Source organism: Chryseobacterium oranimense (assembly GCF_900129755.1).
Classification (GTDB): Bacteria; Bacteroidota; Bacteroidia; order Flavobacteriales; family Weeksellaceae; genus Chryseobacterium; species Chryseobacterium oranimense.
In genome coordinates this window covers 87776-112338 of the sequence record NZ_FQWT01000008.1, presented here as the reverse complement: position 1 = coordinate 112338, position 24563 = coordinate 87776, and the positions used below count along the sequence as shown (strand labels likewise).

Here is a 24563-nt window from a genome sequence, read left to right as displayed (position 1 = left end):
TGACTATTGACCATTTATTATCATTTTTTTGCACTCCGAACAGGATTCGAACCTATACCCTCAGTTTTGGAGACTGGGGTGCTGCCATTACACCATCAGAGTAGTTTCTGTTGATTCATCAGGATTCGAACCTGAACAACAAGAGTCAAAGTCTTGTGTGCTGACCAGTTACACTATGAATCAGGATAGCTTTGATTATAAATGATGATTGATAATTGATTCGATATGTGAATTTTACAATCCACTATTATCATTAATTACTGATCAATCATCATTTATATTTTGGTGGAACAGGCAGGAATCGAACCTGCGCCTCTAGTTTTTCAGACTAGCGTGCACACCTTGTACACCACTCTTCCGGGCTTATAATTAATAAGTAATTGGTAATGAGTAATGAGCAATAAATTGCGTTCATCAATTCAATATTAACCATTTACAATAATTACTTATTGCTTATTATTCATATTCCTGTACCTCTCCCCGGATTCGAACCGGGACTTTACGGGGTTTAAAGCCGTTTTCTCTGCCAGTTGGAATAGAGAGGCATTTTGTACGGAAAGAGGGATTCGAACCCCCAAAACCTTGAGCCTAAATCAAGTGTGTCTACCATTTCCACCATTCCCGCGAATTGTTCATTAGTAATCAGAATGAGCAATGATTAATACTACAATTGATTTTTTCATCATTTACAATTACTTATTGCTCATCACTCATGAAAGGTCAGAGAAAGCCTGTCTGTATAAACTATGCCTGCTAGTGTTTGTGATCTTCTTCGCTTGACAAACTTTTCTCTTTCCCATTTTTCTGTGAATGATCAATCAATTTTATTTCTCAATCTGAACTTTCATGGTATTATATATTCACAATTGATGTATGATCATTCACGTATGTACTCCATAAGGGAATCGAACCCTTGTCGTCCGGTAGAAAGCCGGATGCACTTACCGCTATGCTAATGGAGCGTTTAAACCAACCGACCAGGAATCGAACCTGAACAACAAGAGTACTTTTCCTGCATGCTGCCGTTACATTATCAGCGGTTTTGTGGAAGTAGCAGGATTTGAACCTGCTCAGCAATGAAGCAACAGATTTACAGTCTGCCCCGACTCTCCAACTTCGGCGTACTTCCATGTATAATGAGTAATAAGTAATGGATAACTTTTACGCTTCTCACCATTTTCTAACTTCCAATTTCCAACATCCAAATTCTTTTTTGTGAAGAAAAACAAAGCCTGTCTTTATTTTTAGTTTGATATAAGAACTTCTGCGCTCGACAAACTTTTACTTTTCTCCGGAACTAATCTCATTTTAGTTATTTGAGATGGCTATGGGATTCAAACCCACTCAGTTTTTACAACGGTTTTGCAGACCGCCCCGACTCTTCCACTTCGGCGAACCATCATTTTATGAGGAATTAGCAATTAGTAATGAATAATTTTTAAACTAACTTCTAACCTCTAATTTCTAATAAAAAGAAAAAGGCTGTCGGTATTTTTCCGTATTTGGCGTAAAGATCTTCTGCTCTTGACATACCTTTTTTCTCTTCTTTTGAAACAATTAACATTTAGTTATCTGCGATTCCGGAAAGATTCGAACTTTCAACTTCCGGTTTAACAGACCGGTGCTCTACCATTGAGCTACGAAATCGTTTTTGATGTGAATGGTCAATTGTCAATTCGTTCCACCGTCAATTTTTCAATTCACCTGCGAAGCAAAATTCACCTTTCACTTTTTGTAATTTCGGAAGGACTCGAACCTTCAACCTCCGGCTTATGAAACCGATACTCTAACCTATTGAGCTACGAAATCGTTTTTGATGTGAATGGTCAATTGTCAATTCGTTCCACCGTCAATTTTTCAATTCACCTGCGAAGCAAAATTCACCTTTCACTTTTTGTAATTTCGGAAGGACTCGAACCTTCAACCTCCGGTGTATCAGACCGACACTCTAACCTATTGAGCTACGAAATCGTTTTGATGTGAATACTAAATTGTCATTCGTTTCACCGTCAATTTTTCAATTCACTTGCGAAGCAAAATTCACCTTTCACCTTTCACCTTTCACTTCTCATCTTTGCCATAAGCAAAATTCGTCTGGAGAATAGGATTCGAACCTATGACCTCCCGCGTCCAAGACGGGTAAACAACCACCGTTATCTTTCCAGTTTTTCAGATTCACTTCAGTATTGTTTTCCGGGAGACAGCCGGAGCCAAAACTTTCCGTGAATCTTTGCGGTCTATGCGAGAATCGAACTCGCAGTGCCCAAGAGACAGCCGGGCAGGTTACCATTACCTCAATAGACCTATTTTGTGACCTCGACAGGATTCGAACCTGAAACTTACGGTTTAGAAAACCGATACTCTGTCCAATTGAGTTACGAGACCGTTTTTAATTGGTGAATGCTCAATTGTCAATTCGCTTTTGCTTATCAATTTTTCAAAAATTCATTTGTGAAGCAAAACTCACCATTGATTTATTCACATTTAATGGTAATCCCAGAAAGATTTGAACTTTCAACCCCCGGTTTAAAAGACCGGTGCTCTAACCATTTGAGCTATGAGATTGTTTTTTAATGCGAATGGTCAATTATTATTGCTTTGCCCGTCAATTTTAAATTCACAGTGGAACGAATTGACCATTCTATTTTGGGGTATCTTCGGGGATCGAACCCTGTTCTCCGGTTTCACAGACCGGCGCTTTACCAAATAAGCTAAAGAAACCATAAAAAAAGCACCTCTTTTCGGGAGGCGCTGTATATATTTTGACGTGTCAGATCACTGAGACCTACGTATATAAGCACCTTTTATTTATAAATTCAATATCGAGAATCATACAAGGATATCCTTTCGGCTCCTGTCCGCTTAGTCTTGAATACTGATTAGATATGTTATGTAATTGTTTCATTATATTCTTGTTATTTAAAAAGTTTTTGAATCGTGAAAACCTGTTGCTTTCAATTTTCGGTTGCAAAGTAAGTACGAAATTTTTTAATCTCCAAATTTATTTTTAGATTAAATAATTGAAAATCAAATAGTTAAATTAAAAATTAAGCATAGACAATATCTGTCCGCAATATCCTGCAGATCTCTTAAATACCTAAATGACTGTCTCTCATCGGGTTACTTATCACTCTTATTTATTGTATTAAATGTTCATTATTGATTAAAAAATTTTCGTTTATATGGTTATTTTTTTTCATTCTAAATAATTTATGGCCTAAAACACAAGAAACGCCTCGAGTTATCGAGGCGTTTCTGCGGTATTTTGTTTAAATTTTTACGGGTTTATTGTAAATAATTTTCAAAGCAAGCACATTTCGCCTCATTCCATATCATCCATTCGTATCCGAATAATCCTTTTATTGAAGGGCTATCGCATAGATTTACATTGATATGTGCTCTTTGTAGTGTCATAATTTTCTGGCGCAAAGATATGAAAAATTGTTTTTGAGAAATGAAATAATAGTTTCTGTTTGTTAAGAATAAGGTGGCTGAGGGTACCTCAGCCACCTTATTCCTGTCGGTAAAATAAAACTTTGTTTAATTAAATTCTTAAGTTTTGAATCTTACTTTCTTAATATCCGGTTTCTTCCGGTTTTAAACCTCGAAATGTCTTTTAAAATTACACTGTCATCAGGATTGAAATGTTTCAACTCATTAATGATTTCGGAACGGGTGGCTACTTTTTCTGCAATAATTTCATAAGCAATATGACGGGTTACAGCCTGCAGCTCAGGAGCTTTTTTAAACTCGTGCTTCATGGCTTCAAGATAGATTCCCTTTTTGTAGGATGGAGTATCCCGATAAAGGTTCCGGATCTCTTTTTCCAGTTTTTTAAGGTCAAAAACATTGGCAAAATAATTATTCAGACAGTTGAAAGCATCTTTATCTTCGTTCCATCCTTGCAACAGAATTTTTTGAGCTTCTTCCGGCTGTTCCATTTTTTTGCTGTATACCAGTGATGCTTTTACCATCTGATTGTTGGCTGTATAATCATCCGCAACCATCTGATAATAGCTCAGGGCATTTGTTATATCATTCAATTCTTTATAAAGGTCTCCTACTTTTTCTTTCTGCTGCATTTCTTTGTACAGGTCAATTGCTTTTTTGTACTGTTTTGCTTTTTCGTAGCAGGACGCTGCTTCTGATTTATTATTTAATTTTTTAAGATAAACAGCTGCTGCCTCATTATAGAAGCCGCCATTTTCCAGGGTTTTTGCACCGCGGAAATTATCCTGAAGGAGGTTCATGTAAACTTTGGCTGCTTTTTTATAGTCTTTCTCTGCGATATATTTTTCAGCAAGCTCTTCGTATTTGTTTCTGATTCTGTCAAATAAGGAAGTTTCCAGATAAAAGTTTCCGCCACCGGAACCTCTTCTTCCTGAATTTCTGCCGTTCTGTTCTTTATCTTTTAGGGCTGTGATTACAATCATAATAATAAAAGCTACAACCAGGAAAATAGCCAGCGTCCCCACTACACTCCAAAAACTTTCGTGAAAAAGCTGTGCTGCGATTCCAATGATCTTAAACACTGCCAGGATCATAAATGCAATCAGGAATTTGTCTATAAATTTCTGTTTATTCATCGTCATCAGGCTTTAAAATGGTTTTGTCTTCGCTGAACAGGCGGTAGAGAAGGAGGATCACAAAGATCACCAGAATCCATACGAACCAGTTGTAGCCAAACATTTTTATCAGCGGATAAAATAAATATACCAGCATGGAAACCAGCATAACAGACAATATTATCTTCACCCAAAGCGGTACATTGTCTCCACCGAGGTTTAATGATTTTCTTTTAAAAATAAAAGAATAGAGCCCTACAGCCCCGAACATGAAAATCACTAGATACAGGATATCTGAAATCCTGGTTTCTTTATAATCACTGCTTTCTCCCGACTCAAGGGTTCCAATTTTTGAATCTTTAACCGGAGCCGGCGGAAGTTCCGTTATATCAAGTGTTCCATATAACTTTCCGAGGGAATCTGCTATGAGAGCCTGCTTCTTCTTTAAAATAAATTTCACGATCTCTCCATTCACAGGTTTTCCTTTGGTGTACTGTTTCAGTGAATCTGAAATCTTATGTTTCATGGCTTCTTCCTGCTGAACAAGATGTTTTGTAATTCTTTTTGAATATACAATTTTCAGGGAATCCCTGCTGTTTTGTTCTCTGGCATTCAGTTTTTCAATATCATTTCCAACCTCCCCCAGGTTTCTGCCTCCTGACTTTTTATACCGCTCTCTTTCGTTTTTGTCTTTTGACATGGCAGCTCCGGCCGCAGTATATTCATTGGAAAGCTTTTTCCTTTCTTTTCCGTAAATGGAGTCGATTTTCATGTCAATATCTGTCACCCCGGACTGATAAGCAATGATATCTGACTGAAGTTTTTCCGTCCCGTTCATAATTTTACCTGATGAAACAAGAAAATCTTCTTTCTGGGTCCTGTCTTTATCTGCCGGCATGAAAATCCTGAAAAGAATAGCAATCACTACAACACCCCAGAATATCCACCGGAAATTCCGGCTTCCTGCAGTTTCCTTCCGGTCTCCTGAACCTCCGAACAGAGAACTCAGCCAGTTGTCTCCAAAGGTAAATTTTCCAAAACCGTCGCCGCGGGATGTTCCCATAATATCCAGCGGAACACCTAGTTCTACAGCTCTGTCAGGATATTTTTCTAAATATTTTAAATACTTTTCAATTTCTTTTTTGTTTCCTGCCATTACTTTTTTCAGGTCGAAAGGAAGGCTGTTCATCCATTCCTCTTCACTTTTCGGCTGCTGAAGGGTTTCCAGAACTTTTTCATCATCCATCTCAACGGTGAAACTTTCGATATGCTGCGGAATTTTCACTCCGTTTGAAGGTCTTCTTACTTTTCCGATTGAAATTTCGGGTTCCTGTATCACAGAAAGCCAGTCTATTTCTTCCGTAAGTTTTACAAAACCAAATTCAGGATGCATCACCATCAATACTGAACCGGCAGACAGCCAGTCTTCCGGGTTGATTTTTGGATAGAATATGGTATTTTCAGGGATAAAAAGCTGGTCATCCACACACTGGAAATAAGCATTTCTTCCGATTTCCTGAGGCGCTTCATCATTAAAAACCAGTAAACATCCGTACAGGACATTGGGCTGATCCGAAGGAATAGCATAAGACTTTATGTGATTGAGATCTATTCCCAGTATTTCCATTTCATGAAGCCATACTCGGGGTGAAGGATCTTTAATCAAAAGGCCTTTTTTAGGATAACTGTTTTTAGGAAAAGGTTTTATTCTAAGCTCCATAATCCAGGATCTGGTTAATAAATGCTGTTAAATACTGAGTATACATTTCTTCCATCGTTTTCACTTTTAGTAAGGTATGCTTTGGAAGGTAATATTCTGATCCGCCATATTCGGTATCGGTCGCCAGGGCTAAAAAGCCGTATTCTGTGGAAGGAATATAAAATGTTGGTATTCCGGTATTACTGCTTTTAAAAGTAAGCATTCCGCGGGAATCTGTAATCACTTCGCTGCCATCCTGGAATGTAAACTTATTTTTATTCTGCTCTGCCAGGATCTTTACTTCAAACCTGTTTTTATAAAGGTTCAGGGAGTTATCGTATATCCTGCTCAGTTCATTTCCTGAAATCACCAGATTATTGTTCTCGTTGATGCCTATTCTGTTAAAATTGCTGATGATCTTCATGCCGCTTCGGTTAAGTTTGGCTGCTTCGATCTCTGCTTTTGCCACATTTTTATCTATTTCGCCATCATCATTGAAAATGTTTTCTACAAATACATTCCCTTCCAGATTGATTTTGTAAAGTGAAGAATTCGTAGGCTGGTGAAGGTAAAAATTCTTTCCGAAATAGATCAGGTGATAGGAGCCGGGAATATTCAATCCGGTAACATTCTGCTCGGAATATTCTTTAGTGTTCAGATTGAGTTTTGAAACCAGCTTTTTATCAGCCTGGTACTGACATAAAATAAAATGCTGCTGTTTGTTCTTAGCGAGAGCAAACTGTCCTCTCGGTCTCACCGAAATATCTTCAATCAGAACTTCACAGCCATGATAGGTTTTGTAATAATCATAGGAATTCCGGTCATAGTAATTATCAGAAAGATAGGTCTTCAGCAGCTGTTTTTTTGAACTCAGAATATAAAATTCACCTTCATATAAGAACTGGGCAATTTTATTGGACGGGGTCGGAAACAGGATCGGGTAATTCTGTGGAAGATCTGTTTTCTTACCGTTGATCTGATGGGCTTTTTGCTTACGCTGCGGCGGATTGGCCCATAATTCCTGCAAGGGAAGCTTTATCTTCTGAATGTGTTTTCTGGCTCCTTTATGATGTTTGTAGAAATTCAGTTCACCGTTTGCATCTGTTGTGATCAGGAATTTTAACCTGTCCCTGTTTTCATGAATTACTTTCCTTATTTTTTCATCGGCAAGATTTTCCTGATGAGTAATGAAAAATACTTCAAGATCTTTTTCAGTATGTTCTTCATTAAAGAATTTTTCCAGAGCTTCTGACACTTCCAGAACAGGGCTTACCTGATTCAGGTTTTCAATAATATGTTCGGTTTTATCCAGAGAAATCGGGATGCATGCCTGTCCCAGTGCAAAAACTTTACATTCTGAATGGGCTTTGGGATGTTTAATGACGGCAATAGCTGATGCAAATGCCATTACTTTCGGTATTCCCCAGTTTCTAAGGGAAGTATCGATTAAAATAATACGTTCAAAAATATTTTCTTCCGGCGGTATTTCTCTTTGAATATACAATGCTTCGTTATTGGCCACACGGTTCATGAAAACCTCATCATCATTGGCAAATTCAGAAAGCAGCATCCTATGCAGATCTCCTTTGTTCGCCATATCAGAAATTCCTCCGATAGGCTGTTCTCCCGGGGAAAGGTGACGCATAGGAATTCTTAATCCGCTCCATATTCTTTTAATGAGACTGCCTACCTGAAAGGTTTTGGGCTCTTCGATGAGTTGCTGAATAAAGTCTTTATCCGTTTCTACAGTGGTTTCCTCTTCCACTACTTCGTCATCCAGTTCCGGTTCATCCATGTGATCCCGCATAGCATCAACAATAGACTGCGTGGTAGGGAATCTTTCATTCAAAAGATTGAGGGTACTCAGATCCCTGTTAATTGCTGATGGGCCTGCATATTTTTTTTCTGCACTTGCAGCCAGTATGTGAGGTCTGCGGTAATAATTTGTGAGGATCATTTCTGCTTTACCTGAAGCCAGCCTGTTATGTGAATCCTGAAATAAGGTTTGAAGAAGTACTATTCTGTTTTGTCCCTGTTTATAGGTTTTATTTAATGATTTAAGTTTTTCAAGGAATTCAATGCTTTTTTCTGCGGTGAAATCAAAATTTCCGATGCTGTGAAAATTAGCGGTATGTTTTAAGGGACCTGCGAAATCTGTGTATCCGTCCTGCATTGCATATAATACCATAAGCAATGCCCCGAAAGGAGGCCATCCCTGTGGCTGAAGTTCTTTCAGAATCTCCATCACGTAAGGTCTGTAGGCTATTGCCCCAACACCCGGAATCGAGATGAGGTTATAATCATGGTATCCGGAATCTCCGGCGATATCCTCGTCGGTTTCCCACTCCCAGAAGTAGTTTTCGTATGACTGGAAATATTCGTTTAAATCCATTCTTTTGTTTTTTCAGTAAGACGGAATGAGCTTACAGACAGTGGTCGTAAATCTTCTTTTTTAATGGGAAGATAGGTTCCGTCTTCATTCCATAACAGCCATTTGTCCAAATTTTTATTATACTGCCGCTGCAGAAGTGAACTCATATTTTTAAATTCGAATTCAAAACCTGCAGGCAGAAGGTGTCCGCCTCTTGTCCAATAGGCTTTACCCGGCAGGCTTAACAATGGTGTTCCCAGAAACAGGGCTTTATCATTAATTACCGTCCATTCAATTTTTTCAAGCTTGAAATCCGGCTGGGCGGGAATGCTTTCTTTAATTTCTGAAATTATACTTAATAATGCAAAAGCAGGATGTTCTTCACTGCCTGGCTTTAAGCCAACCTTAACTTTTTCATCTATCCCAAAATAGTTTTGGTTGGAAGCCGGAAAGGTAAGACGCAATGCCTTATCTATCGGTGACCATAGCAAAGCGGTTCTCATTTTTTTGTCCGGAACCAGCGCTCCTTTTCTAAATAGAAGACCTTCACGCAGTTCATACAATATGAAATTCGGCAGCTGCCGGATTTCTGCGGATACCGTCTGTTCATCAGTGAAGCCTTTCAGCCATACCGTTTCTTCATCCACCGCAATATGGATATTTTTCCAGTCTCTTATTGAGCCGAGAACATCTTCATCGGCACGGGGAATTTCTGCGCGGAATTCTTTTACACACTTTGAAGGATCTTCTGCCATAAGCTTTCAATTTCTTGCTGTATATACTGTTTCTGTTCCGGGTTTCTGATCCAGTCGCAGCGGGTCTGAAGGTATCTCAGTTTATCTTTGATCACATTCTGCTCTTCAAAGCTGAGCATTCCGCTGTTCCATTTTTCCACAAGGATTTTTACGTCTTTCATTACTTCCTCCGGATTAGGAGTTTTGTTCTGCATAGCCTGTGGATGGGATTGCGGATGATCGTCTTTTTCAATGGTTCTGTTGATGATGCCTTCAAGAATTTCAATCTGTTCTTCCGTATCCCAGATATGTTTCAGCACCCAAAGGTCGGAAAGTACGGCTTCATTTCTTCCACAGATTAAAGCACTGGCAGCAATCAGGTTCTGAAGCTTTACTGCTCTACGGTCTGAGATGGCAATTCCTGTATTTCTTAAACTGATGATGGTGTTTAGATAAACTTCGTAGATGGGTTTCAAATCCACTGTTTTACACAGGTTTTGAAGCTCCCTGATTTCATCTGCAAGAATTTCCGGAATATGGGTTTCTGTTTCGTTTTCCAGCTTTCTTCCGGCCAGAAGGACCTGCTGAAGAAGCTCAGGATTTACATAATCCACATTGATTCTGACGAGGAAACGGTCGAATAATGCGTTAAGCGATTCGTCTTCCGGAAGAACATTGCTGGCCCCCACGAACATGAGCGCCGGCAATTTTTTTGTTTCTTTTCCTCTTTTGAAGATTTTTTCGTTCAGAGCGGTAAGAAGTGAATTCAGAATCGCTGAATTGGCATTGAATATTTCATCCAGGAAAATGAGTGAAGCTTCCGGCATCATTCCTTCGGTATTGGTAAGGAGCTCCCCTTCTTTGAGTTTACGGATATCGAAAGGCCCGAAAATTTCGTTCGGTTCCGTAAAGCGGGTTAATAAGTACTCAAAGTTTCTTCCGTCTTTTACTGTTTTTGAGAGTGTTCTTACAATGGCAGATTTTGCGGTTCCGGGAGGTCCGTACAGAAATGCATTTTCTTTAGCCAACAGGCAGATTCCCAACAGATCCACTACATCATTTTTTCCTACAAAAGTATCTTTTACGTAGTTGAGAACGGTATTAAGTTTTGTAATATTTTGAGTCATCAGTATTTATTTTATGAAAAATCTTAATAATAAAAAGTATATAAATCCACTAATAATCAATGCGAGCATCAGATCTATATAGAAAGTAAGCGGTAATTCGAAATATTTAAAAACCAATAAACAATAGATTACTACAATCAACAAGGATAAAATCAGTGACAGGTACGGAGACCATGAGGTAACAATCATCAGTAATGCAATCACAATGAAATACATCATTGTAGCTGCCACTATGTAAAAATTTTTTCCGTAAGCATTATATTGGCTGTGAATAAATACCGCAAAATCCGAAAATTCCTGTTTTCCGGAAATTAATGCCCAGGTATTGGAGCCCAAATCACTGAACATCGTCAGCGTATTATTTCCAAGAATAAAATTTAATGCACCAAAAACTACCAGGAAAAAAACGGTTATCATTATCTGAAAAGCAATACCATTATTCCTGATTTCCGCTTCATATTTTTTCTGCTCCGGGCCTGTAAGCCCAGCTTCCCCGAAATCAACATTGATATAGCTGGAAAGCGGTATATAGCCATATTTCACCTCAACATCATTTCTGAGGGTATAAGAATACAAAGGTTTTGAGAATGACATAAACATATGAACTTCTTTAATCCTCTTTTTAAAGATGATCTTTTGGGCATAGTATGCCAGAATACTGAAAATAAAAAAGTAGGACGCTGTTACAAAACCGAGGGTAACCGCAGTATTAATCTCCATGTTCAACAATCTTTAAATCTCTCCAATAGATATCTTTGTATATTCCGAAATCTGCTATTAAAAGTTTATTAATATAGGGAATTTCAGCCAGCTCATAAGCTTTCTTTTCAACAATTCTCTCCAGATATAATTTCCGGTAGGTTTTGTCCTTCAGTTCTTTTTCCCAATTGACTTTTCCCAAATCAAGATGATACCCAACCGCTGAATAATGAAACTGTGTAAGAATATCTTCCAGAATTTTAATCAACGGATCATCTGGATCTGCAGCATGCAGCAGAGATGCTATCTGAGGTAAGAACCTTAATGATAAATCCGCAGATAATAGGGAAGAAGTATCCGCCGTTATTTTCAATTTTGGAATCAGCTTTTCCAGATCTTTTGCTGTATTTTTCCGGATAAGATAGAGCTGGGTACTGTGGTATAAAACCTTAGCTGCCCAAACCGCTGCTTCTTTATGACAACGGATTTCCGAAGATAAAAATTCCAGTCTTTCGTTTTCAAATTCCGCTTCAAAATAATTTCCTGCTTCCTGCTCTTCTTTTTTTGAAATCTGCTGTATATCTGTAAAAACAGTCATGCTGCCGCTTTTCCGCAGCAGAAAGATAGTATCCAAAAATGGGGAGCCGGTTTGCATCATCTAACAAAAATAAAACTATTTCGCAGAGAATAAAATTTTATATGAATGATTAATAGTTAAATAATACTTCCCTGTATAATTGATAAAAAGGCTGATTAAATCAAGGTGAAATTATTTTCACAGTGTATTTTATCCGGATTTGACAGATAAAGAAACAGATTGTTTTATGATGAAAACTATGAGTCTGGTGTCAAAAAATAAGTTTAAAATATTTGATGGATTAGGTTTCGGCGGCTTTGCCGCCGAAACCTAATCCAATCCATAAAACCTTACTTTAATCAGTTATTTCAATAATGTTATTTTCCGGATCCAGAATTACGCTTTCGTAGTAGCCATCACCTGTTGTACGGGGTTCGCCCGCTATGGTATAACCGTCTTTTCTTAAAATTTCTGTCAGTTCATCTACTTTTTCCTTACTTCCCGTAGAAAACGCCAGATGAATAATCCCGAACTGCTGGGAATCATAAGAGTTCCCGCTCTCCTGAATATCGGGTCTGTTCATAATTTCGAGACGGCAGCCGTTTTCAAAGCTCAAAAAATAAGACTGGAAATGCTTTACAGGATTGTGGTATTTCTCATTGGAAACGGCTCCAAAATAGGTCTGGTAGAATGTTTTCATTTTTTCCAGATCTTTTACCCAGATCGCAACATGCTCTATTTTCATTGTATCTGTCTTTAATTTTTGCTAAAATAAGAAGCAGAGTATGGAAATACTTCTTCTGTGTTATTGCTTTTTGATCCTGTATTTGCAATACAGTACAGTATTTGTATTTTTTTGCAGATTAAACAGATTATAGATTTTTCTTATTCCAACCGGTCAGATCCGTGTCCCATCATGAAGAAGAATCTGCGCAAGGAACATTCTGGACATTTCAATCTAAAAGTTGTTATCTTTGTTCCTTCAAAATAACATTATGAGTATTCACATCAGTGCAAAAAAAGGAGAAATTGCTAAAGTAGTATTGCAGCCGGGGGATCCGCTTCGTGCACAATATATTGCTGAAAATTATTTGGAAAACGCTAAACTGGTAAGCAAAACAAGAGGAATCTTTTATTATACAGGCCTTTACAAAGGTAAAGAGATTACTGTAGGAGCCAGCGGAATGGGCTTTCCGAGTATCGGGATCTATTCTTTTGAATTATTTACGGAATATGAAGTAGATACCATCATCAGAATCGGGACCTGCGGAGCTTATACTACAGATCTTAAGCTTTTTGATATTTTAAATATTGAAAATGCGGCCAGTGAAAGTACTTATGCAAAATATGCGTGGGAAATTGAAGACGAAATCCTTCCTCACCAGGGAAATATTTTCGGAACAATTAATGAAACTGCTCAGGAACTATCTTTGGCTGCAAAAGCGATCAACGTCCACAGCAGTGACATTTTCTACAGAAAAGATCAGAATATTCCTGCCATTGCTACAAAATATAACTGCCCGGCAGTAGAAATGGAAGCTTTCGGATTATTTGCGAATGCCCAATATTTAGGAAAAAATGCTGCTACAATCCTTACTGTAACCGACATTATTCCTACCCACGAAAAAATCTCTGCTGATGAAAGAGAAAAAGCCCTTAAACCAATGATGGAACTGGCTTTGGAATCGGCGTTGAAAAGTCTTTAGAGGGGAAGGACGAAAAGGCTGAAAGGTGAAAAGGCAAAGAAAGCGAAGAAGCTGATAGGTAATATCCTGTTTTGCTGTTTCGCTAAAAAAAGAGCTTTACTAAATTTGTAGAGCTCTTTTTTTATAATCTGAAAAATTTTCTGGTGGTTTCTGAGGTTTCTTCCGCTACTTCCGAAATGCTGATTTTCTTCCATTGAGCGATAGTCTGGGCTACATAAGGAAGAAAAGACGGTTCGTTGCGGCGGTTCTGCATTCTCGGCATATTTTTCGGAAGCATAAAAGGGGCATCGGTTTCTATCATCATGCGGTCAAGCGGCGTGTATCTGACAACATCTTCCAGATGTTTAAACCTTTTATCATCGCTTATTGCTCCGGTAAATCCTAAATAGAAACCTTTATCAAGATAGACTTTCGCTTCATCCAGTGTTCCTGTAAAGCAGTGGACAACTGCTTCCGGCAGTTCAGAAAGATATTCATCCGTAATTTCATTAAATCTTTTAAAAGCCGATCTTTCATGGAGGAAAAGAGGCTTGCTAATCTCAAGAGCCAGTTCCAGCTGAGCCCTGTAGCACTTTTCCTGAACAGGCCTTGGAGAAAAATCCCTGTCAAAATCCAACCCGCACTCTCCTACCGAGACCACATGGTCCAGTTTCAGAAGGCTCCTGAGCTCAGAAATGCTTTGCTGGTTAAAAGATTTCGCATCATGGGGATGGATTCCGGCTGTAGAAAATAAAATCTCCGGATAGTCTTCCGCAATTTCAGCAGATTCTTTGCTTCCGCGTATGCTTGTTCCCGTGAGGATCATTTGTTCTACCCCATGATCCAGGGCACGGTTGATAATTTCTTCATGTTCATTATAGAACTGTTTATTGGTCAGATTAATGCCAATATCAATATATGTATTCATTTGTTTCTGTTTTTGTTTTTTATGTAAAAATATCTTAGAATATTAGGGCCTTTCAAAACGTTTGCAAATTCTTTTTCAGAATAAAACCCGCGATAATCAGACTGTTTTTTTCCGTTAAATTCTTTCGTTATTTTCACCCAGATTATCTTATGTCGGCTTTTTCTGGCTTTTTTGAATTTAAATGTTTCACTTAACTGATCTTCTATAGCTGCTTTTTGTGTTCTCCGCCATTTCTTATTGCCATACTTTCTTAATTCCTGGGAAATTTTTCCGTCTTCGCCAGCTCTGAAGTTGCCTTTATTGTAAATATTTCTCATGTTTTTTATTAAAAGGAAAATAAGTTATTGCTGCTAATAAGTAAAATTTGCTCTTCAGATTAAACTGCTTTTTCAGGCAAAATTAGCTTTTCGATGCGCAACCTTTTTACGCAGTGCAAATTTCACTTTACTCATTGATGAATTTTTCTAGGAAACCTATCAGCTTTTTCCCTCCGTGGCTCCAGCGGATACCATGACCTTCCTTTTCCCTGGCTTCAAAAACAAGCTCATGTTTGTAGTGATAAAAAACATTCCACCAGGTTCTGTTGTCTAAAATGTAAGAGATCTTTTCCATCACTTTTTCCTGTTTCTGCTGGTTGTTACCCCTGACCTCTCCCCAGAATTGATCATCCATTCTTCCGGTATGCTTTTCCCAGGCTCTTTGCGAAACGGTTATTTCATCATTAAATGGCTGACAGCAGGTTTGAATAAGGGTTTCCTTTAAAGGAGGAATGGCATTTTCATCACGAATACTGGCGGAAGTGAGACGTTGGCCCAGAACATTTAACCAGTGCTCAAACGGGATTTTTTCCAGCTGTACTGCTTTTACCTCATCAGGATTATTACTTTGAAATATTCCGGTGAATTTTCTGAAACTTTCTGTCCGGTCTGTTTTAATTTCTTCATTAAAATATGGAAAACCCCATTCCAGCTGGTCATTCTTAAATTTCAGGATATTATTTTCCATAGCCTGAAGATGTTCTTCGGCAAGAACGGCATGGTATTTCTCCTTCCATGAATCTGAAATCAGGGGAATATAAGGTTCAAACAGTTGCATTTTCAAACATTTTTATAAGGTTTACCTGTAGCTTTTCTTCTATAACCAAGTATCCTATGAGATTAAACCACATTTTACAGTGATCCAGTATCCATGCATCTGAAGATATTGCTATTTCTGAGTTTTCTGCCAAGAACTTATCCGGATTGTATTCCAGTCCGGCTTCCCAGTTCAGGTTATTTTCGTGGGCAAAATCAAGAATAATTTCTTTAATTCTTCCGCTGTTGGAAACCGGCTTATCAAAGATCCATATCAATTTCTGTATTTTGATTTTTTTGAAAAAAACTGCCACAAGTTCCACTGCTCTTAAAGTCTGGTTGACCCTTTTATAGGTTCCGTGAACGCCTGAAAGATCGCGGAAACATCCATCGGATCCCTCAAAAATATAAGCTCCTGAGAGCAGGCTTTCCATCAGGATAAGCACATTAAAACCATCGATATAAAGAATTTTGCCTTCCAGTTCTGCCGCTTCCAGCTGTCTGAGTTTTCTATCCTTTATTTGTTTCTCCGATGCAGAAGCTCCACGTAGAGCCTGGATCTGACGGGTCTTCAGTTTATACCTGTTTCCTACCAGTTCTGAAGAAGCTTTCTCAGGATAATCCCGCGTCAATAAATACAGCATGTCCTTTGCTGCCATTTTCAGTCTGCTCAATTGTTTTTCAGAGCCAAACAGCACATCATCTCCGGTATTTTTTCCACGGTTTCTGTTATTCATATTCAAAAATAGTTTTTTAAGCGGAAATAATTATCCTGATTCGTTATTTATGGTTTATTCTCTGTCAATTAATTTATATATCAAATGGAGAGTTATACATTTTACAACAAAAGAGATATTCTGTACAACGTTTTGATTTTCATAAGGAATATGTTTGCAGAGAATAAAAATATCAATTATGAATACACTGAAAAAATTCTATTACCTGATCACTGCTGTATTGATGCTATCAGCTTTTGTATCATGCTCTGATAACGATGATATTGTTCCGGAACAACCCACTCCTTCACAGATCCTTTCTTCCACTCCGTGGGAAACGACCGGGGCTAAAGATAAAAACGGAAATCCTGTAGCTCTTACGGATGCAAGTGTAGCAGGTTTCGTTGGCTTCGCATACTTCAAAGCTGACGGAAGTTTTGCAATCTATAATCTCAATGACGCTTTGAGATCCCGTGGAACATGGGCTGTGGATGCTGAAGGAAAAACAAGAACCATTACAGCGCTTAATCCTGACGGCACTTCGATTTTCAGCCGTGTAGTAGACATTCTTGTCCTTAACGGAAATGAATTCACCTACAGAATCCACACCAATCCAAATGATCCTTCCGTTTATTATGATATTATCCATACAAAAACGGCTCATGCAGAACCGGCGAACGGACAGCTTATCCTGGCTTCCACTCCATGGGAAACCACCGGAGCTAAAGATAAAAACGGAAATCCGGTAGCTTTGACTGATGCAAGTGTAGCAGGCTTTGTAGGATATTCTTATTTTAAAGCGAACGGAACTTTTACGATTTACGGACTGAATAACGTCCTGAGGTCACAGGGAACATGGTCCATCTCTCCGGATGGAAAGAAAAGAACAATCACTGCTCTGGATGCCAATGGAAATGTACTTTTTACGCGGGTTGTTGATATTCTTACTTTGAATAGTTCTGAATTTACTTACAGAATTATTCCCGATGCAGGAAATCCTTCTGTTTATTACGATATCATCCATACGAAAGTGGCTCATCAGGAACCATAATTTTTTAATTTAGTTGATGATGAATGGTAAATCCGGCTCAGATTTGGGCCGGATTTTAACTTGAATAGTGCTTAGCTTTTCACACAAAGTTCTATTTCTTGAGTGTATATTGTAAGGAATCAAAGAAGAAATTAATGGATTAAGGAGGTGCATTCAATCATTACATCAATTCCTGCCACCATTTTTTCCAGGTTACTTTTCCTAGTTGATCGAGATCTGCTTTTTCCCCTATCATTGGAAGTGTAACGGGTATACTGTTTTCTTCCGCGTATTTTGAAACCAGCTCCAAAGGTTCGAACCATGGATGTTGAGCGAGTTTGAATTTTGAATTATGAACAGGAATGAAATTTTCAGCCTTCAGTTCCTGAACTTCCTTGATAATCTGCTCAGGAAGACTGTGGATGTATGGCCATTTTTCGTTGTACTGCCCGCATTCCATTATGGCAAGGTCGAAAGGGCCGTACTTATTCCCTATTTCTGCAAAATGGTTCCCGTAACCGCTGTCGCCGCCAAGAAACAACTTTTTAGACGGCGTCTGCAATACAAAAGATGTCCAGAGTGAAATATTCCGGTTCAGAAGTCGTCCGGAAAAATGTCTTGCCGGTGTAAGTGTAATGGTAAAACCATCTGCTAAACCGACACTTTCCCACCAGTTTTTTTCAATAATTCTTTCTGTCTCCCAACCCCAGTATTCAAAATGCTGCCCGGTTCCCAAACCGCAAATAACTTTACCTACTTTATCTTTCAGTGTCTGAACGGTTGAATAATCGAGATGATCCCAATGATCATGTGAGATAAGAAGAAAATCGATTTCCGGCATATCCTCCGGCTTATAGTGGTCCGATCCGGCAAAGGCTTTTATAGAACCGGGCATTGGGGATGCATTCCCGCTAAATACAGGATCTATCAGGAATTTTTGGCCATCAATCTGGATAAAATAGGAGCTGTGCCCAAACCATACCAGTACATTTTCGTCAGGTTTAAGATTCTTCAGGTCAGTTATTACGAACGGGACAGGTAATTTGGGGCTTACATTTTCTGTTCTGCGTAAGGTCTGGAATAGTAATTTGGTCATGCTTTCTCCTTCCAGGAGTGCTGGTGTGGGAAGTATATTCTGAAATTTCCCGTTGGTATAGTTGGACAGTGTGCTGAAATAGGTTTTTCTCTTTTCATTGGGAAACTGCCCCATTTGTTTTTTAAAATTCATTCTGCTGTTTTTTTGTTCTGAATCTTTATTTTTTAGAGAATCAGAATAATAAATATATGAATAGATTTCTTATTTATAGCATAAACGAATAAAGAGGATTTTTACTTTAGATTATCATCATTTTCCTGACGTCTGAAGAACTTTAGAATAAACAACAACTTACTAAAAAGATTTTGAACCGACTTTATAGGCTGTATCATTTTATCACAAAACCCGCTATTTGTTAATTTTTTACTAATTTTCTTAGTTTGATGTAACAAACTTTCAGCAATAAATGTCTTATTGGTGAAATATCACTTTGAATGAAAATAATTATATCTTCGGCCGCTTTATTAATAGGTTCTTTTTTATTTGCACAGGCAAAAAATGATACCATCAAGCAGAAAGAAAATCAAATTGAAGGAGTTACCTTAACGGCAAGAAAACCTACCGTGGAATCGAAAGCTGACAGAACAGTGTTTAATGTATCCAACAGCTCAATTCTTGCGGGAAATACAACCTGGGACGTCCTCAGAATGACCCCTTTGGTAAGCATTGATAATAATGATGCTGTAAAAGCGGAAGGGGAATCGGTAACGGTTTATATCAATGACAGAAAATCTGTTTTTACAGGCAAGGAATTAAAGGAATACCTGAAAACGATTCCTGCAGATAACCTGCTGAAAATTGAAGTGATCACAAGCCCTTCATCACGCTACGAAACCGCCGGATCGGTCATCAATATCGTGCTTAAAAAAAGAGACGACGAAGGAATGAAAGGCAGTGTAACCTTTAACAACAGGCAGAATACCAAAAATTCGCAGTATACCAATCTCAACCTTAATTATCACAAGAAAAATTTTACACAGACTTTAATCGGCAGTTACAGCGACAATACTTACTTTCAAAAAAATACCAGTGTCAACAGCTTATATAAGGATAATGATGTTACCAGGATCAGCAATGAAACCTTAGGCAGGGGCCAGAGTCCTTCCCTATCCTCCACTTCTGAATATGAACTGAATGATAAAAATAATATAGGCCTTATTCTTGAATATTATCAGAGTAGAAACTCATCAACTTCTGATGCAGACCTCATCAGAACAAAAAATGACTCCCTGTTTGATGCTTACCACCAAAATCAGGATGTAACAGGACGTTACCGCACGCTTGGGACCAATATTTTTTATAAATATTACGATAAGGAAAAAAACAAGATTCTGGATGTGAATCTGGGAACCAACTACAATTCTCAGAAGAATACGAATGAGTTTTTAAAGACCTATGATACTTCGTCAGCCATCAACAGGCTTGGTATCAACTCTCATGAACAAACCCGGAATTATTACCTGAAAGTAGATTATACCCAACCTTTGGGAAAAGGAGGCAGTTTTGAAGTAGGCGGGAAAATGGATTTTAACAATAATGTAATTCCCAACAGCTTATCAGGGAATAATGCAGATAATCTCCGTCCCAATGATGTCTTTCATTATGAGGATAATATCAATTCCCTGTATGTCAACTTCAGTAAAACGTTCTTCGAAAAACTGGAAACAAGAATCGGGGTACGCTATGAGCACATTGATTATAAAATGAGACAGGATGTGGCCGGAACGGAAAGAAAGGATTCTTACGGTACTCTACTCCCGAATTTATTGCTGAAATATTCTTTTTCGGATAAATATGATCTGAGTTTAACGTATAACCGTAATCTTTGGCGGCCGTGGTATTCGGAATTCAATCCGTTCCTGGTGCCTACCAATGATGGAACATTCTCGCGCGGAAATATGGATCTGGAGCCTAACCCAAGCCACCGGCTTTATATGAAATTCGGATTCATGAAGAAGTATTTCCTTTCTGCAAGGTACATGTATACGGATAAGGATTACTGGACCACCTTTGCAGAGGAAGACGGCCGGACGGTTACCCTGCCGGACAATCTTAACGGGAAAGTGCAGAAGTATTATCTTTTTGCCAACACCAATCAGACTTTCCTGAAAAACAAGCTGAATGTAAACGTTGGAGTTGGGTGGTACTATATCGATAACCATGACTTCAACGAAGTGAATAAACTTGACAGCAGAGATTACATCAGTTATATGGGAGCTTCAGCCAATCTCTCGTATACGAATCTTTTCAACAAAAATATTAACCTGAGCGCATGGGTGGAAGTCTCTAATCAGAACAATGGAAACTCATTGGCCAACAGAACCAATATTTTCCATAATATCTCTGCCACGAAGATATTCCCTAAAACACAGATGGAGGTAAGCCTGCAGCTGATGAATATTTTCAGCAGACCCAATTTTGATACCACTACTTACAGCCCGGACGGAACTTTCAGGTCAGCTTTGAAATCCGACTGGTACGGATTTTCGCTTTCATTCGTAAAACGTTTCGGAAACCAAAAGGTAAAAGGAAATACCAAAACAGACGTGGAGAAAAGCGGAGGCGGCGGAAAGTAACGGAATTACTCATACATAATAGGCCACCTGCATTGATGCAGGTGGTTTGTTTTTATATTGATATATCTAAATGATTTCCTGACAGTATAGCAAATTTTCATTTTAGTATATGATTTTTAATCACTTATATGAAAAAATATTAAAATTGAATTTATATTTTTTATTAACTTCACTAAACCAATTAAAAATATTCATTATGAAAAATCTAAAGAAAATCGGAAGACAAAATTTAAGGGAAATTCAGGGAGCAGGACCAATTCCGGTTCATCCATGTAATTGTTTTTGTTACATCAACAGCACCAAAGTATGGAATGCATGCAATCAGTATTGCCCTGGCGGTGAAGTTATTCCTGGAGTTGAAATCGGCAATGATCCCAAATGTGATTATAAGCTTCCTTTGTAAGAATTAATTACCATTAAAAAGCCACTCACAGTACTGTAAGTGGCTTTTTATCGTTTTATACGCGTCTGAATTTTAGTTCAGGATCTCATTCATTTCAGTTAAAATGATCGGTTTCCCATCAGTCACTACAATGGTATGTTCGTGCTGTGCCATATAGCCGCCTTTATTGCCTACCATCGTCCATCCGTCATTAAGCTCTACGGCAAGGTTTGAAGAGGTTGAGATAAATGTTTCGATTGCCACTACGGAATTTTTCTTGAACCGTCTGGAATCGAAACGGTTTCTGTAATTCATCAATTCATCCGGCTGTTCATGAAGGCTTCTTCCGATTCCGTGTCCTCCAAGGTTTTTAATGACCTTAAAACCTCTCTTTTTAGCTTCAGTTTCCATAAGAAATCCGATATCAGCTATTCTTACACCTCCTTTAATATTGTTAATTGCTTTCTGTAAAATCTCTTTGGAAGCATCTACAAGCTTTTGATGGGAATGAATATCTTCTCCAATGATGAAAGAGCCTCCGTTATCTGACCAATAGCCGTTGAGTTCCGCTGAAACATCAATATTAATAAGATCGCCTTCTTTTAAAACCCGTTCATCAGTCGGAATACCATGACAAAATTCATTGTCTACACTTATACAGGTCCATCCCGGGAAACCATACGTTAAATAAGGTGCTGATTTTGCCCCGAAACCGGAAAGGATCTTAGCGCCATATTCATCAATTTCTTTTGTCGTCATACCAGGCTGAGCATAATTGATCATCTCTTTTAAAGTATAGGCAACAGCCTCACTTACTTTTTGCATTCCCGCTAATTCCTGTTCATTTGTTATTGACATTTTATTTCTTTTTGATGGTAATTGTAAAATATTTCAATGATATTTTCCCTGAAAATTACAAAGTTAAGAATTTCAGTTTCTTTTATTGTAGACATATCTGCTATTATTCCCAATCCATGAGTTGTTGAAGGTAAAATTTTATATATATCCTATATCAACATTTAGAGCCTGTTTAATTTTAATAAGCGTCAATCTTTTTTAAAAATTTAATATATATTTATCTGAAAAATTGCACATGTTAGAAAATTTCGAATTCTATCTTTTTTTAGTTCTTCTCATCACCATGCTTATTATGCTGGCTAAAAAAATTCAGGTGGCCTATCCTGTTTTGCTTGTGCTGGCAGGTCTTTTAATAAGTTTTATTCCTGGAGTACCACCCATAAAAATAGAACCTGAATTAATATTTATCATTTTTCTACCACCTTTATTATATGAAGCCGCCTGGTCAACTTCATGGAAAGAACTTTGGCGATGGCGCAGGATTATTTTCAGTTTTGCTTTTGTTGTTGTGTTTTTCACTGCGTTATCGGTCGCTATTTTTGCCAATTATTTTATCCCGGGATTTTCTTTAGCGTTAGGTTTCTTATTGGGCGGAATTGTTTCTCCACCTGATGCAGTAAGTGCCGGAGCGATTTTAAAATTTGTAAAAGTACCTAAGAGGCTAGCTTCTATTCTCGAAGGTGAAAGCTTACTGAACGATGCATCTTCTTTAATCATTTTCCGCTTTGCGATGATTGCTGCAGCAACCGGACAGTTTGTATGGCATGAAGCAGCCGGAAGTTTTGTATGGATGTGTGTTGGAGGCGTAGGAATCGGACTTCTAATCGCGTATATTTTCCTGAAAATGCACAAAATTTTACCTACCGATTCAAACACTGACATTTTACTTACTTTTATTGCCCCTTTTTCGATGTATCTGGCAGCAGAACAGCTTCACGCTTCCGGTATTCTGGCCGTAGTAAGTGGTGGCTTATTCCTTTCTTATCGCAGTCACGATTTTTTGAGCAGTGCCTCCAGAATACGTACTGTAACGGTTTGGGAGAGTCTGTGCTTTTTACTCAACGGGATTGTTTTTATGCTCATCGGCTTAGACCTTCCCGAGATTGTTTCCGGTTTAGGCGATACCGATATTTACACCGCAATAGGTTATGGAGTTGCGGTTACCGCAGTTTTGATTATTGTAAGAATTTTCGCAGGCTATGCAGCGGTGGTTACGACCTTAATTATGAGAAATTTCATCACAGTTGCAGATGCACAATCTCCCGGCTGGAAAACCCCTATGATCATTGGCTGGACAGGAATGAGAGGCGTAGTCTCTCTGGCTGCGGCACTTTCAATTCCCTTAACTTTAGATGACGGAACTCCTTTCCCACAAAGAAACCTGATTCTTTTCATCACATTTCTCGTAATTCTTTTAACATTGCTTGTTCAGGGACTTACTCTTCCGTTTTTATTGAAAAAATTCCCACCCATAGACCGGGATTTTGTGAGAAGTGAAAAAGAAATCGATTATGACATTCAAAACAGCCTTGCTCAGGTGGCAGTGGATAAAATCCGTAAAGATTATGCTCACAAAATAGAAAGCTTCCCTGCATTGAAAGATCAATTAGAGAAATATGAGAAACAGTTGAGCAGTTCCGAAATCATTATTAATTTCACAGAATACCGGAATATTTATATTGACATTCTCGAAACTCAAAGAATCTGGCTTATCAATAAAAACCGCGAAGAGCTTTTATTAGATGAAGAAATCATCAGAAAACATCTTCGCTTACTTGATCTTCAGGAGGAAAGATTGAATATGAAAAGTTAGAACATAAATAAAAACCGCAATACCAATAAAGTATTGCGGTTTTTGTTGTGGTCCCACCTGGGCTCGAACCAGGGACCACCTGATTATGAGTCAGGTGCTCTAACCAACTGAGCTATAGGACCTCAAAACTTGGTTAAATTTTGTGATTGCAAAAATAGCAAAATTTCTTTCACTACAAAACTTTTTATTGCTTTTCTTGACAAAGTTCTACCAGCACTCCATTTGTGGATTTTGGGTGCAGAAAGACAACTAATTTGTTATCAGCACCTTCTTTCGGTTCCTCGGAGATAAACTGGAATCCTTCTTTTTTTAATCTTTCGATCTCTTCAAGGATATTTTCTACCCCGAACGCCAAATGATGGATGCCTTCCCCTTTTTTATCGATGAATTTTGAGATCGGACTTTCGGGATTACTGGCTTCCAGCAGTTCAATTTTACTTTCTCCCGTTCCATAAAAAGAGGTTGTTACTCCTTCCCTTTCCACACTTTCTTTTTTATAGGATTCTTTTCCTAATAATTTGGCGAAAAGCTCATCAGAAACTCCTAAAGATTTTACCGCAATACCGATATGTTCTAGCTTCATAAATACTAATAAATATAATTAAATCGTAAATTTGATACCGGAGCTGAATTT

General features: G+C 38.2%; 20 protein-coding genes and 17 tRNA genes. 5 read left to right on the top strand and 32 right to left on the bottom strand.

Features of this window, described 5'->3' with window-relative positions; genetic code table 11:
- Positions 1–31: 31 nt before the first annotated feature.
- From BUB03_RS19600 to BUB03_RS19500, 24 genes are all read right to left on the bottom strand, one after another.
- Positions 32–102: transfer RNA gene (locus BUB03_RS19600), tRNA-Trp, on the bottom strand.
- An 8-nt stretch (positions 103–110) separates the two neighbouring features.
- A tRNA-Gln gene (locus BUB03_RS19595) sits at positions 111–183 on the bottom strand.
- Between the two features lie 100 nt (positions 184–283).
- Positions 284–359: transfer RNA gene (locus BUB03_RS19590), tRNA-Phe, on the bottom strand.
- Positions 360–471: 112 nt separating this feature from the next.
- Positions 472–545 (bottom strand) — tRNA-Leu (locus BUB03_RS19585).
- A gap of 6 nt (positions 546–551) precedes the next feature.
- Positions 552–625: transfer RNA gene (locus tag BUB03_RS19580), tRNA-Leu, on the bottom strand.
- A 265-nt stretch (positions 626–890) separates the two neighbouring features.
- Positions 891–962, bottom strand: a tRNA-Glu gene (locus BUB03_RS19575).
- An 83-nt stretch (positions 963–1045) separates the two neighbouring features.
- Positions 1046–1129: transfer RNA gene (locus BUB03_RS21980), tRNA-Tyr, on the bottom strand.
- Between the two features lie 190 nt (positions 1130–1319).
- Positions 1320–1401 (bottom strand) — tRNA-Cys (locus BUB03_RS21975).
- A 174-nt stretch (positions 1402–1575) separates the two neighbouring features.
- A tRNA-Asn gene (locus tag BUB03_RS19570) sits at positions 1576–1647 on the bottom strand.
- An 88-nt stretch (positions 1648–1735) separates the two neighbouring features.
- Positions 1736–1809: transfer RNA gene (locus BUB03_RS19565), tRNA-Met, on the bottom strand.
- An 88-nt stretch (positions 1810–1897) separates the two neighbouring features.
- A tRNA-Ile gene (locus BUB03_RS19560) sits at positions 1898–1971 on the bottom strand.
- A gap of 122 nt (positions 1972–2093) precedes the next feature.
- Positions 2094–2165: transfer RNA gene (locus BUB03_RS21970), tRNA-Pro, on the bottom strand.
- Positions 2166–2233: 68 nt separating this feature from the next.
- A tRNA-Asp gene (locus BUB03_RS21965) sits at positions 2234–2304 on the bottom strand.
- Between the two features lie 7 nt (positions 2305–2311).
- Positions 2312–2385 (bottom strand) — tRNA-Arg (locus BUB03_RS19555).
- A gap of 103 nt (positions 2386–2488) precedes the next feature.
- Positions 2489–2565 (bottom strand) — tRNA-Lys (locus BUB03_RS19550).
- A gap of 82 nt (positions 2566–2647) precedes the next feature.
- Positions 2648–2721 (bottom strand) — tRNA-His (locus tag BUB03_RS19545).
- Between the two features lie 845 nt (positions 2722–3566).
- The gene (locus BUB03_RS19535) at positions 3567–4586 is read right to left on the bottom strand and encodes a soluble NSF attachment family protein (protein ID WP_073066330.1); all 1020 of its coding nucleotides are present in this window, start codon (positions 4584–4586) and stop codon (positions 3567–3569) included.
- Entirely contained in the window at positions 4579–6285 is a 1707-nt protein-coding gene (locus BUB03_RS19530; RefSeq protein WP_073066327.1) for a US12 family protein, read from the bottom strand. The genes BUB03_RS19535 and BUB03_RS19530 overlap by 8 nt, the downstream gene beginning before the upstream one ends.
- Entirely contained in the window at positions 6275–8656 is a 2382-nt protein-coding gene (locus BUB03_RS19525; protein ID WP_073066324.1) for a hypothetical protein, read from the bottom strand. The genes BUB03_RS19530 and BUB03_RS19525 overlap by 11 nt, the downstream gene beginning before the upstream one ends.
- Positions 8647–9390, bottom strand: coding sequence for a hypothetical protein (locus tag BUB03_RS19520; RefSeq protein ID WP_073066323.1), 744 nt, complete (start codon positions 9388–9390; stop codon positions 8647–8649). Before BUB03_RS19520 ends, BUB03_RS19525 begins: the two co-directional genes overlap by 10 nt.
- Entirely contained in the window at positions 9363–10496 is a 1134-nt protein-coding gene (locus BUB03_RS19515) for an AAA family ATPase (protein WP_073066320.1), read from the bottom strand. The genes BUB03_RS19520 and BUB03_RS19515 overlap by 28 nt, the downstream gene beginning before the upstream one ends.
- 6 nt (positions 10497–10502) lie before the next feature.
- Positions 10503–11216: a hypothetical protein gene (locus BUB03_RS19510; protein WP_073066306.1), complete on the bottom strand. Its 714-nt coding sequence runs from the start codon at positions 11214–11216 to the stop codon at positions 10503–10505.
- On the bottom strand, positions 11206–11829 hold the full coding sequence (locus BUB03_RS19505) for a hypothetical protein (RefSeq protein ID WP_262484342.1): 624 nt from the start codon (positions 11827–11829) through the stop codon (positions 11206–11208). Before BUB03_RS19505 ends, BUB03_RS19510 begins: the two co-directional genes overlap by 11 nt.
- Before the next feature lie 298 nt (positions 11830–12127).
- The gene (locus BUB03_RS19500) at positions 12128–12517 is read right to left on the bottom strand and encodes a VOC family protein (RefSeq protein WP_073066304.1); all 390 of its coding nucleotides are present in this window, start codon (positions 12515–12517) and stop codon (positions 12128–12130) included.
- 250 nt (positions 12518–12767) lie between these two features.
- On the opposite strand from BUB03_RS19500, the gene deoD reads away from it, so the two are divergent.
- Positions 12768–13478, top strand: a complete 711-nt coding sequence (gene deoD / locus BUB03_RS19495) for a purine-nucleoside phosphorylase (RefSeq protein WP_040996904.1) — start codon at positions 12768–12770, stop codon at positions 13476–13478.
- Between the two features lie 121 nt (positions 13479–13599).
- On the opposite strand, the gene BUB03_RS19490 is transcribed toward deoD, so the two are convergent.
- From BUB03_RS19490 to BUB03_RS19475, 4 genes are all read right to left on the bottom strand, one after another.
- Positions 13600–14385, bottom strand: a complete 786-nt coding sequence (locus BUB03_RS19490; RefSeq protein WP_073066301.1) for a TatD family hydrolase — start codon at positions 14383–14385, stop codon at positions 13600–13602.
- On the bottom strand, positions 14382–14702 hold the full coding sequence (locus BUB03_RS19485) for a hypothetical protein (protein WP_073066298.1): 321 nt from the start codon (positions 14700–14702) through the stop codon (positions 14382–14384). The genes BUB03_RS19490 and BUB03_RS19485 overlap by 4 nt, the downstream gene beginning before the upstream one ends.
- A gap of 127 nt (positions 14703–14829) precedes the next feature.
- Positions 14830–15480, bottom strand: a complete 651-nt coding sequence (locus BUB03_RS19480; RefSeq protein WP_073066296.1) for a hypothetical protein — start codon at positions 15478–15480, stop codon at positions 14830–14832.
- Entirely contained in the window at positions 15467–16195 is a 729-nt protein-coding gene (locus tag BUB03_RS19475; RefSeq protein WP_073066293.1) for a DUF434 domain-containing protein, read from the bottom strand. The genes BUB03_RS19480 and BUB03_RS19475 overlap by 14 nt, the downstream gene beginning before the upstream one ends.
- 178 nt (positions 16196–16373) lie before the next feature.
- Between BUB03_RS19475 and BUB03_RS22155 the strand changes: the two genes are divergently transcribed.
- A complete protein-coding gene (locus BUB03_RS22155) occupies positions 16374–17225 on the top strand; it encodes a DUF4822 domain-containing protein (RefSeq protein WP_073066291.1) in 852 nt (283 codons plus the stop codon).
- Positions 17226–17385: 160 nt separating this feature from the next.
- On the opposite strand, the gene BUB03_RS19465 is transcribed toward BUB03_RS22155, so the two are convergent.
- Complete coding sequence (locus BUB03_RS19465) at positions 17386–18432, bottom strand: MBL fold metallo-hydrolase (RefSeq protein ID WP_073066288.1); 1047 nt, start codon at positions 18430–18432, stop codon at positions 17386–17388.
- Positions 18433–18734: 302 nt separating this feature from the next.
- Here BUB03_RS19465 and BUB03_RS19460 point away from each other — a divergent pair, with 302 nt between their 5' ends.
- Both BUB03_RS19460 and BUB03_RS19455 read left to right on the top strand, forming a co-directional pair.
- Positions 18735–20876, top strand: a complete 2142-nt coding sequence (locus BUB03_RS19460) for a TonB-dependent receptor domain-containing protein (protein WP_073066286.1) — start codon at positions 18735–18737, stop codon at positions 20874–20876.
- Between the two features lie 196 nt (positions 20877–21072).
- A complete protein-coding gene (locus tag BUB03_RS19455) occupies positions 21073–21279 on the top strand; it encodes a bacteriocin-like protein (RefSeq protein ID WP_040996914.1) in 207 nt (68 codons plus the stop codon).
- A gap of 72 nt (positions 21280–21351) precedes the next feature.
- Here BUB03_RS19455 and map read toward each other — a convergent pair whose 3' ends face one another.
- Positions 21352–22116, bottom strand: coding sequence for a type I methionyl aminopeptidase (gene map, locus BUB03_RS19450; RefSeq protein WP_073066283.1), 765 nt, complete (start codon positions 22114–22116; stop codon positions 21352–21354).
- 235 nt (positions 22117–22351) lie between these two features.
- On the opposite strand from map, the gene BUB03_RS19445 reads away from it, so the two are divergent.
- Positions 22352–23929 (top strand): Na+/H+ antiporter, encoded by a 1578-nt coding sequence (locus BUB03_RS19445; RefSeq protein WP_073066280.1) that lies wholly within the window; start codon positions 22352–22354, stop codon positions 23927–23929.
- A gap of 48 nt (positions 23930–23977) precedes the next feature.
- Here the strand turns inward: BUB03_RS19445 and BUB03_RS19440 are convergent.
- A tRNA-Ile gene (locus BUB03_RS19440) sits at positions 23978–24051 on the bottom strand.
- Between the two features lie 62 nt (positions 24052–24113).
- The gene (gene mce / locus BUB03_RS19435) at positions 24114–24512 is read right to left on the bottom strand and encodes a methylmalonyl-CoA epimerase (RefSeq protein WP_073066277.1); all 399 of its coding nucleotides are present in this window, start codon (positions 24510–24512) and stop codon (positions 24114–24116) included.
- Positions 24513–24563: the final 51 nt, after the last annotated feature.